The organism is candidate division KSB1 bacterium (genome assembly GCA_022562085.1).
GTDB lineage: Bacteria > Zhuqueibacterota > Zhuqueibacteria > Oceanimicrobiales > Oceanimicrobiaceae > Oceanimicrobium.
In genome coordinates, this window is record JADFPY010000143.1 from 1 (window position 1) to 10,334 (window position 10,334).

Annotated in this window: 9 protein-coding genes; 8 read left to right on the forward strand and 1 reads right to left on the reverse strand. The window is 47.0% G+C overall.

From position 1 onward, the window contains the following. The first annotated feature begins 326 nt into the window (after nt 1-326). Genes IH879_12620 through IH879_12650 form a run of 7 tightly spaced genes read left to right on the forward strand, consistent with a single transcriptional unit; the run spans nt 327 to nt 8,691 of the window. Complete coding sequence (locus IH879_12620; protein ID MCH7675782.1) at nt 327-1,670, forward strand: Gfo/Idh/MocA family oxidoreductase; 1,344 nt, start codon at nt 327-329, stop codon at nt 1,668-1,670. Then, nucleotides 1,670-3,532: a hypothetical protein gene (locus IH879_12625; GenBank protein ID MCH7675783.1), complete on the forward strand. Its 1,863-nt coding sequence runs from the start codon at nt 1,670-1,672 to the stop codon at nt 3,530-3,532. Before IH879_12620 ends, IH879_12625 begins: the two co-directional genes overlap by 1 nt. Before the next feature lie 23 nt (nt 3,533-3,555). Next, complete coding sequence (locus tag IH879_12630) at nt 3,556-4,188, forward strand: hypothetical protein (GenBank protein ID MCH7675784.1); 633 nt, start codon at nt 3,556-3,558, stop codon at nt 4,186-4,188. After that, complete coding sequence (locus tag IH879_12635; GenBank protein MCH7675785.1) at nt 4,185-5,141, forward strand: DUF1080 domain-containing protein; 957 nt, start codon at nt 4,185-4,187, stop codon at nt 5,139-5,141. The genes IH879_12630 and IH879_12635 overlap by 4 nt, the downstream gene beginning before the upstream one ends. Before the next feature lie 33 nt (nt 5,142-5,174). Continuing rightward, on the forward strand, nt 5,175-6,071 hold the full coding sequence (locus IH879_12640) for a hypothetical protein (protein MCH7675786.1): 897 nt from the start codon (nt 5,175-5,177) through the stop codon (nt 6,069-6,071). A 41-nt stretch (nt 6,072-6,112) separates the two neighbouring features. Continuing rightward, nucleotides 6,113-7,657 carry a TIGR03663 family protein gene (locus IH879_12645; GenBank protein MCH7675787.1) on the forward strand — a complete coding sequence of 515 codons (1,545 nt, stop codon included), beginning with the start codon at nt 6,113-6,115 and terminating at the stop codon, nt 7,655-7,657. A gap of 59 nt (nt 7,658-7,716) precedes the next feature. Then, nucleotides 7,717-8,691: an FAD:protein FMN transferase gene (locus tag IH879_12650; protein ID MCH7675788.1), complete on the forward strand. Its 975-nt coding sequence runs from the start codon at nt 7,717-7,719 to the stop codon at nt 8,689-8,691. Here the strand turns inward: IH879_12650 and IH879_12655 are convergent. After that, nucleotides 8,681-9,400, reverse strand: coding sequence for a glycosyltransferase (locus tag IH879_12655; protein ID MCH7675789.1), 720 nt, complete (start codon nt 9,398-9,400; stop codon nt 8,681-8,683). The two genes, IH879_12650 and IH879_12655, sit on opposite strands and share 11 nt — an antisense overlap. Nucleotides 9,401-9,697: 297 nt before the next feature. On the opposite strand from IH879_12655, the gene IH879_12660 reads away from it, so the two are divergent. Continuing rightward, nucleotides 9,698-10,334, forward strand: a 637-nt coding sequence (locus IH879_12660; protein ID MCH7675790.1) for a TIM barrel protein, incomplete at its 3' end; no start/stop codon positions are given.

A 10,334-nucleotide genomic window follows, 5' to 3' on the forward strand; every position in this document is an offset into this window, starting at 1 on the left:
ACATTATTCAGCTGTTCAGCTTTGCCACGGGTGAGATAAAGACTTTTTTAGAGCTGGAGGACTCAACATCAATATTTGGTATGGGTCTTTCTATTTCTCCGGATTCCCGAGCAATTCTACTCACAACCGTTGATCGTTATGAAAGCGACCTTTATTTGATTGAGAATTTTCGGTGAGTTATTCGAATTAAAGGTTCAACATGATTGGAAGACGATTCTGCATTACACCCGTGAGATAAAAACTTTAGGCATGAAGCTCAAATGCGACGTTGCCACTAAATTGCCGCACTTAAATTAAGATGCTAAACTTGATGGAGTTACAGGCAAATGGATGAAAAAAAATCAAAGAAAAGCATTGACCGGCGGAGCTTTCTGCGCACCACCGCTGCCGCGGGAGCAGGACTGCTTATTGCGCCCGTGGTGCTGGGACAGAAAAGAAGCAAAATTTCAAACGACTTGAATATTGGAATAATAGGAGTTGGCGCTCAGGGACAGGTTTTGTTGAATGCCGGCCTTAAAATGCCGAATGTCCGCTTTAAGGCAGTTTGTGACATTTGGAAAGATTACAATCTGAAACGAGCCGTCGGATTGCTGGGAAAGTATGGTCATGATCCTAGCGCTTATGAAGATTATCGGGAAATGCTCGCGCAGGAGAAGGATCTTGACGGCGTTATCATTGCCACCCCGGACTTTTGGCACGCGCAGCATACGGTCGATTGTCTAAGAGCCGGATTGCATGTTTATTGTGAAAAGGAAATGTCTAACACGCTGGAAGGGGCTCGGAGGATAGTGCGTGCTGCCAGAGAGACCGGCAAGCTTCTGCAGATCGGCCATCAGCGCCGCAGCAATCCCCGCTACCTGCACTGCTACAACAAACTGATTAAGGAGGCCAAAATTCTTGGCCGCATCACCACTATCAATGGCCAGTGGAACCGCGCCGTGCAGCCGGACCTCGGCTGGCCAAAAAAATATGCGATCACCCCGGCCACGTTACAAAAGTATGGATTCAATTCCATGCATCAATATCGCAATTGGCGCTGGTATCGTAACCTGGGCGGAGGTCCCATTGTTGACTTAGGCTCGCATCAAATAGATATTTTCAATTGGTTCCTGCAGGCCCAGCCAAAATCCGTCATGGCCAGCGGCGGCACGGACTACTACGATAAAAAAACCCACGAATGGTATGACACCGTTTTAGCCATTTATGAATATGAAACCGCACAGGGGAAAGTCAGGGCTTTTTATCAGACAATTACCACCAACAGCAGCGAAGGTTATTTTGAGAATTTTCTTGGCGACCAGGCCACTCTTCATATTTCGGAGTCTGCCGGCAGGGGCGGCATTTATCGTGAACCGGCCGCGCCGGAATGGAGCAAATGGGTGGATATGGGTTACTTGGCTGCACCGGAAGTAGAGAATACACAGGAGACCGGCGCGGTGTTGGACGTCCGTGAGACGGTGGTACCGCCCCAACATCGGTTGCCAATTGTGTTCAATGATCCTTACCATAAGCCGCATCTGGAAAATTTTTTCGATGCAATTCGAGGCGAGGCCAAGCTCAACTGTCCCGAGGATATCGGTTATGAAACGGCGGTAACAGTCTTAAAAGTCAATGAGGCTGTGAAAACCGGTAGAAAACTAAAATTTAAACCAGGAGAGTTCAGAATTTAATGACAACTACCAGACTTGTTGTCCTGATGTTCATCTCGACGAGCATTTACACGATTCAAGTTCCTGCTCAAGAGACTAAACTCGGCGATGTCAGCGATGGCAATCGTTCGATTCCCGTTCATCTCATAAACTTGTATGATGAAGAGGGTTCTTTAATCAGGCCTGGGGATGAACCCATGCTGCCCTTTTCCACCAAGCAGACCTGTCTTCCCTGTCATAATTACGCGAAGATTAGCTCGGGTTGGCATTTTAACGCTGCTGATCCAAATGCTCATCCCGGTCGTCGTGGACAACCCTGGATTCTTGCGGATCGAACCACGGCTACGCAACTGCCCCTGTCTTATCGGAATTGGACCGGAGCTTATCAACCCGATGATTTGGGAATCACCCCCTTGCAGTTTATCCAACGGTTTGGCCGACACATGCCGGGAGGCAGTATTGGCGATGATGAAGATAGGCAGGCCCCGGAAAATGTTATGCGCTGGTGGGTCTCCGGCAAGCTTGAAGTCAACTGTTTGAGTTGCCATGATGCCGAACAGGGCCACGATCAGGCTGAATTCGACACCCAAATTAGGAAACAGAACTTTCGCTGGTCTGCCAGCGCCACCAGCGGTTTCGCTACAGTTCGCGGTTCGGCGAAAGACATGCCGGATAATTACAGCATCTACGGTTCATTGCTGGATGACGGCAGAAAAATCCCCCCGTCCGTAGCGTATGACAAAACTAGATTGAATACACAAGGGAAGGTTTTGTTCAATATTGTGCGCCAGGTTCCCAATGAGCGGTGTTACTTTTGTCATTCGACCAAAGTTATCACTGACGAGTCGGAACGGTGGGAATTCGACGAAGATGTTCATCTTGTTGCGGGCATGAAATGCGTGGACTGTCATCGTAACGGTCTCGATCATGACATGGTTCGAGGCTATCAAGGTGAGGCTGAGGAATATGACAAACCGGGCGCCGCAACCCTAACTTGTAAAGGCTGTCACCTGGGAGAGGATTTATCGGAGAGTCCGAGCGCGGGTCGTTTGGGCGCACGCATACCGAAACATGTGGGGATTCCGCCCCTTCATTTTCGTAAATTGACCTGTACTTCCTGTCACTCGGGTCCCTGGCCGGAAGAAAATGCATACAACATTAAGACTTCAAGGGCACACGCGCTTGGAACGCATCGCGTCAATAGGTCTGACGAGGCGCTGCCTCATATTGTAGCCCCGATTTTCGTTGAACAGGAAGATGGAAAAGTTGCGCCGCACAAAATGTTCTGGCCGGCCTTCTGGGCGCAGGTGGAAGGAGCCACTATCAAGCCACTCGACCCTGAAATAGTGAGGCCTGTTGCCGCTAACTTTGTTGAAAGAGACACTCTGGGTACTGGCGATTGGCCCGATTTAACCGAGCAGAAGATTGTTGAGATTATGCGAGGGCTTGTTGAAGGCGATTCCACTCTGACGCCCGCTTATATCGCTGGCGGTAAATTGTACTCAATGACAGAGTCGGGCGAGTTGAGCGCGGAAGACCATCCGGTTGCCGAACCTTACTCTTGGGCTTTTGCGCATGACGTCCGACCGGCAACGCAGTCGTTGGGTATTCGCAGCTGCGGAGATTGTCATGCCAGCGACTCCCCGTTTTATTTTGCCAAAATCGGAATCGATACGCCGGTCGCATCCCAAAACGGGACTGCAAAAAGAATGGTGGATTTTCAAGACATCAGCAGTTTTTATGCTCGACTCTTCGGGCTATCTTTTTTATTTCGACCGGCGCTGAAAATCATAGTTTTGGCCGCAAGCGCGGTGCTAATTATGATTTTATTAATTTATTTGCTCAGAGGGTTTTCGTTGTTCCTGCAGTCGAATCGTGATTAAGTTAGAGAGTTCTGGTATTGAATATGTTTCGTGTGATTTCAACTATTGGCTTTTTGGGTGTCATTGCTGCGATTATCTATCTAAATAGGTCCGGAGGTTTAACTGGCCCGTTTGTAGAAATCCGGAGAATTCGGTTTGGAGATTTGCGTCGGGATTCAAAAAGGTTGGTTTATGTTCTTGGTATTGCAAGTTTCATCATTTTAACTCTGACCGGGTTCCTCCCTATATTGTTTACGGGCAACTCTCTCACCGGGGTCGCTTTGTTGCTCCATGTCGTTGTGGCGCCCGTGTTTGCCGTCTGTATAGCGATTGTGGGGATCATATGGGCAGACGCGCATCGATTCGTACCGGGAGAATTGCGGAACCGGTTCGGTTTAGTTACCGAAAAAAACAATGGTAAAAGTTCGAAGAAACAAGTTAATTCGGTTGGGCAGAAAATAACTTTCTGGCTTGTCTTGTTGCTTTCCTTACCAGTTATGGTTTCGATGATTCTAAGCATGTACCCGCTTTTTGGTACCCACGGACAAGAAGTTCTTCTCAATCTGCACGGTTACAGCGCCTTGTTCCTGGTGATCGCCTGCGTTGCAAGCTTTTGTTTTGGAATAGGTGTGAAACCGGTACTGAAAAACCAAAAAATGGAGGATAAAAATAAATGAGAAAAGGGATAGGATTCCTTTGTTTATTTTTGCTCTTTGTCAATTGTAGTTCAAGAACACTCGAAATGAAAGGTAGCAATACCGGAGTAAATAAAAGCGCCGTTTTGGGCCGCTGGGATGTAACGGTCTATGATATTCAGGGGGTTTATCCTTCCTGGTTTGAAGTCGTAGAGAAAGATAGAGAATTGAGCGGCCAATTTGTTGGCCGCTACGGCAGCGCCCGTCCAATTCGCTATATCCATTTTGATGGTGATCAACTTTATCTGTCATTGCCGCGGCAGTACGAAAGACCCCTTGAAGATTTGCTCTTTGTCGGCAAAGTGCAAGATGGCAGAATTTCAGGCCAGACCAAGAGTGAGTCAGGAAAGACCATTCGTTTTCATGCAGAACGCGCCCCGGCGCTGGAATTCTCTGGCAAGCCGGAATGGGGGGAGACAATCGAACTCATTCGAAACGACCTTTCAAATTGGATGCCGCGCAATCCAAACCACGAAAACAAATGGCAGGTTGAAAATGAAATGTTAATCAATACTCAGCGAGGGGTGGATCTGGTCACCCGGCAAAAGTTCACCGATTTCAAACTGCACCTGGAGTATCATTTCCCGGAAGGCAGCAATAGCGGCATCTATTTGCGCGGCCGGTATGAGGTTCAAATTGAGGATAACTATGGTAAAGCGCCAGGTAGTTTAAGAGCAGGAGGCGTGTACGGTTTCGTTACGCCGAATAAAATGGCGATAAAACCGGCCGGCGAATGGAATACCTGCGACATCACTTTTCTGGGCCGGAAAGTAACAGTTGTACTTAATGATGAGTTGATCATCGATAACGTCGAGATTCCCGGCATCACAGGTGGCGCGCTGGACAGTCGGGAGGCAGAGCCGGGTCCCTTCATGCTGCAGGGAGACCATGGCCCGATTCGCTTTAGGAATATTTTGTTAACGCCGGTAAAGTGATACCTGAATGAACGAGTTTAAGCAGGAGATAGAATGTTGAACAAAAATTGTATGGTAAATGTCGTGCCGTTAGTACTCTATTTTGTGTTTGGCTTAGGGTGCTCGGAAAAAACTTCACAAGATACGACTGTAAAGCGGCCTGAAAAAAAAGTAGTTGAGGAAGCGAAAACAGATCAAGCAGAAGACCCAAAAGTAAATGAAGATGCCGCGTTGGTCAAAATGGTCGAAGCCGATGTGACCGAACCTACGAACAAGGAGCCAGAGAAAGAGATGGTTTCCAGGCCGGCGAAAACTGCAATGCCGACTCAATCCGAGCCAAGCTCCGGCGGGATGGCGCTTTTGGATATTAAGCTTCCCAAACCCATGTTTGTAGGTACGCCTCAGAATTTCCGCGTTGCTAAATTACAGAAGCCTTTGGGCAAGCCGCGCCCACCCTTTCTGGCGCCAGCCGGCACAAAAAATATCGCTTTTGGGAAACCCATCGCCAGCACTGATGATGCACCCATCATCGGTGAAATTGTCATGATTACAGATGGCGATCGAGAGGCCGCTGACGGCAGTTATGTTGAGCTTGGACCATTTTTGCAGCACGTCACCATTGATCTTGGGGCCAAACACGATATTTATGCTATCTTGTTTTGGCATTTTCATAAGCAGGCCCGAGTCTACTTTGATGTGATCGTACAGGTCGCCGATGATTCCGAATTCACTGCAAACGTTCACACTATTTTTAATAGTGATCATGATAACTCCACCGGCTTGGGCGCCGGCGAAGATCTGCACTACGTTGAAACCTCCGAAGGCAGACTTGTGGACGCCAAAGGTGTGCAGGCGCGCTACGTCCGCCTTTACAGCAACGGCAACACTAACAACGATTTAAATCATTACATCGAAGTTGAAGTGTATGGCAAACTGGTAGCCGCAATGTGAGACCGTCTGCGAAAAACCTCCTTTGGATTTTGACCGCAATAATGGCAGCACTTGCGCTTCGTTTGCCGCAGTTGCAGCAGCGTCCCATGCACACCGACGAGGCGGTCCATGCCGTCAAATTCGGCTCGCTGTTAGAGCAAGGATATTATCGATATGACAGTCACGAGTTTCACGGCCCTACACTCAATTATTTGACGCTGGTTCCGGCCTGGCTTAGTTCGGCCCAAAAAATCACCAAAATCAACGAAACTCATTTGCGTATGGTGCCCGTTTTTTTTGGGGTGCTACTGGTGGCGCTGCTCCTGTTCCTGACAAATGGCCTCGGATGGCCTGCTGCGCTATTTGCCGCTGCGTTAACCGCTGTCTCCCCCGCGATGGTTTTCTACAGCCGTTACTACATTCAAGAAATGCTCATGGTCTGCTTCACTTTTGGGGCCATCATATCCTGTTACCGATATACCGTGAATAAAAACATCGTTTGGGCTGCCCTCAGCGGAGTATTCCTGGGACTCATGCATGCGACCAAAGAAACATGCGTCATTGCCTACGGGGCTATGTTCACGGCAATTGTATTCACACTTTTGCTCAAACGAAGAGAGAAAGTTCAACGATTCAATCTTAAACTATCGCATGTCATCACAGTTTGTTTAACTGCTATTGCCGTCTCCGCTTTGTTTTATTCCTCGTTTTTTAGCAACTGGCGAGGGATACTGGATTCTATCGTTGCTTACAAAACCTATTTTAGCCGGGCCGGACAAGATACTCTACACATTCATCCCTGGTACTATTATCTCAAAATGCTGCTCTTCTCAAAGTATGCTACCGGTCCGGTCTGGACCGAGGCTTTCATTATTAGTTTGGCCGGTGTGGGAATTCTAACGGCGTTCAAATGGCACAATCGATTTAAATTTGACGCCAATCTGATTCGATTTTTAGCTTTTTATACAATTTTCATGACGATCGCCTATTCAATGATTCCTTACAAAACGCCCTGGAATTTAATAGAATTTTTGCACGGAATGATTTTAATGGCTGGCGTTGGCGCTGCGGCAATCATAAAACAGGCGAAAAATAAACACCGTCTTGTCAAAATACTTTTTGGTGGGATTTTGTTTGTCGGGGTAGGACATCTTGGTACACAAGCTTACTTTTCAAATTACAAATATTATGAGGACTCCACCAATCCGTATGTTTACGCACATCCGGTTTCTGATATTTACCAGGTTGCCTCGCGGGTAGAAGAGCTTACCGCAGTCCACCCTGACGGGCAAAATATGTATATCGAAGTTATTTTTCCAGGTGATGATTATTGGCCGCTTCCCTGGTACTTGCGGGCTTTTCCTAATGTGGGCTGGTGGAATAAAGTTGATCAAACAACACCGGCTGCGCCTGTCATCATTGCTTCTCCAAGTGTCGAGAAAGACTTGATGCGAAAGCTGTATGAATATCCGCCGCCTGGTGCAAGAAATCTGTACGTGCCGCTTTTTGACTCGTATGTAGCGTTGCGTCCGAAAGTAGAAATACGAGGTTATGTCAGACAAGACTGGTGGGATGCGTTCGTAAATAAGAGTAGCGACAAGCGATAAGCGATTTTTGTTGAACGCAATTCGCTTATCGCTCTTCGTTCCTCGTTCGAAAAGAAAAGATGACTCAATCAACGCAATATATTGGCCTGGCTAACACTACTGATGCGGCCATCGATTTACATCGCTTTTCTCATAAAGCCATGGCCACCATTTATGAGATCTTTATCGTGCAAGAAGATGCTAGCTATGCGCAACAGGCGGCTTACGAAGCTTTTTTTGAGTTGGACAAACTTGAACAAGAGCTCAGCCGGTTCATCGAAAATAGTGACATCTCTCGAATTAACAATCTTCCGGAAAATCAGTCTGTGCGGATTGGGTTAGCAGCTTTCGAATGTTTAGAGTGCAGCGCCCAAATTTACAAAGAAACAGATGGCGCCTTTGATATAACTATGGGGCCGCTTCTAAAGTGTTGGCTTGACAAGGATAAAACCGTGCGCATCCCGTCTGAAAAAGAACTGGAATTTGCTCGTCAACACACCGGTCTCAACCTTTTACAGCTTGATGAAAACGAGCATACTGTCACAGTTCATGCAAGCCCGTTGCACGTCGATCTTGGTGGTATCGGTAAAGGATATGCAGTAGACAAATTAGTCGAATTGCTGCGCGACTGGGAGATTGATTCGGCGCTAATTCATGGCGGCGCCAGCTCGGTATTTGCGCTGGGGGCGCCTCCCGGAACAAAAGGCTGGCCGCTCACTTTGAGCAGGCCGCTAAACCCAAAACAAACCTTAATGCGTCTGAATTTGCGCGATCAGGCCTTGAGTGGCTCAGGATTGCAAAAAGGTCAGCATATTATAGATCCTCGGTCAGCCCGGCCTGTTCAAGGAAATCGTGCTGCCTGGGCCTGGGCCGCTAACGCCGCAACCAGCGATGCTCTTTCAACCGCTTTTATGATTATGAGTCCTGATGAAGTCGAAAAATATTGCTCGCGAAATCAGGATGTTTTAGCCATGATATTAACCGAGGAAGATGGCGGGGAGGAGGCCGGGATTCAACATTTCGGGTCGTGGGATAAATTCTCTGTCACAATTTAGAAATAGCTCGCTTAATCATTATAAGTTCATTATACATTTGTTTAAGGCTTAGATTTCGAAGCAAGCGACTATCGCGGTCGGCCGTCCACTCGACAGGAAATTCTTTAATACGAAATTTCTGCTTCCGAGCTCGCAGGATGATTTCGATATCAAACATGAAACCATCTGTTATACAGTCGTTATACAATTTTCTCGCTAAATCGCCGCGGTAGATTTTAAAACCGCATTGGGTATCTGTAAATTCAGACGGAATTTTCATAATGGCGATAATGAACCAGCGGAAAATCGTCGAGTAAATTCTCCTGTACCATGCTTGCGGCATATAAATCTTGCTTTCCCGGAGTTTTCTTGATCCATGCGCAATATCGCAGGCTCCGTTTTTTATCAGATTCAGCCCAGTCAGAACGTTTTGGTAGGGAACACAATTGCCGCTGTCTGCAAACATTACATGTTTCCCACGGCATGCCTTTATGCCGGTTCGGATGGCAAATCCTTTACCCCGGTGATCGTTACGAAGTACCCTCAAGTCAATTTCTGTGGGAACTTCGACGGTCTCAGCAACTTGGCTGGTATTGTCACTGCTGCCATCATCAACAATAATAATTTCGCCTTTTAAACGATTGCTCATTAGAAATGCCGACGCCGCTTCAATATCGCGGGTAATTTTCTTGCTTTCCTCAAATACAGGAATAATAATAGAGAGATTCATTTAGGTAAAATGCCAATGATGAACAATAAAATCAAGGTATTCCAAAAGGCGATTCATTCTGCAAGTGAAATATTAAGAGATGGTAACTAATTGCTTGCTTTTAGCAATGCATACTATATATTTATATGTCTTTAAGCATCCCTAAAGCACTCTATAAAATAGACACTCTTTTTCGAGTTATCCTGCTATGAAGCGCCGTGATTTTGAACGGCGGGACAATATTCGGCAGTTCTTGGTAACGTCGTGCATTGAACAACAAAGCACTCATAGCATAACTGAATCAAAGCGAGGGAGATTATGGAACGTAGAGATTTTTTGAGATTTTCTGCAGGTATGGCTATAGGTGGTTTTTCATTTGTTGAACTTGCCTTTGGCAAAACAGAGTCTTCCCAAACAGCCTCCATCAGCCCGGAGAGCAAAAAACTTGGGAATATAGGCTTACAACTTTACACGGTTCGCAGCCTCATGAAAGACGACTTCGAAGGAACGATTGCCAAAGTCTCACAACTTGGCTACACAGAGGTGGAATTTGCCGGCTATTACGACCGTAAACCGTCGGACGTGCGGAAACTGCTGGACGAACTTGAACTCTCTGCACCGGCCACTCACATTGGACTTAAAATGCTGCAAGAAAATTTGGATGAGGTCATCGAAACCTCAGCCACTATTGGTCACAAGTTCATTGTCTGTCCCTGGCTTTCGAAAAATCAACGCACCCTTGAGAATTACAAAGCCCTTCCTGAGTTTTTTAATAGTGTTGGCGAAGCGTGCAAAAAGGCCGGTATGCGGTTTGCCTACCACAACCATGCGTTTGAGTTTGAGACAATAGACGGACAGGTTCCGTACGATATTCTGTTGAGCGAAACAGACCCTGATCTGATGGATATGGAAATCGATTTGTTCTGGATTCGCAATGCGGGTAAGAATCCGCTGG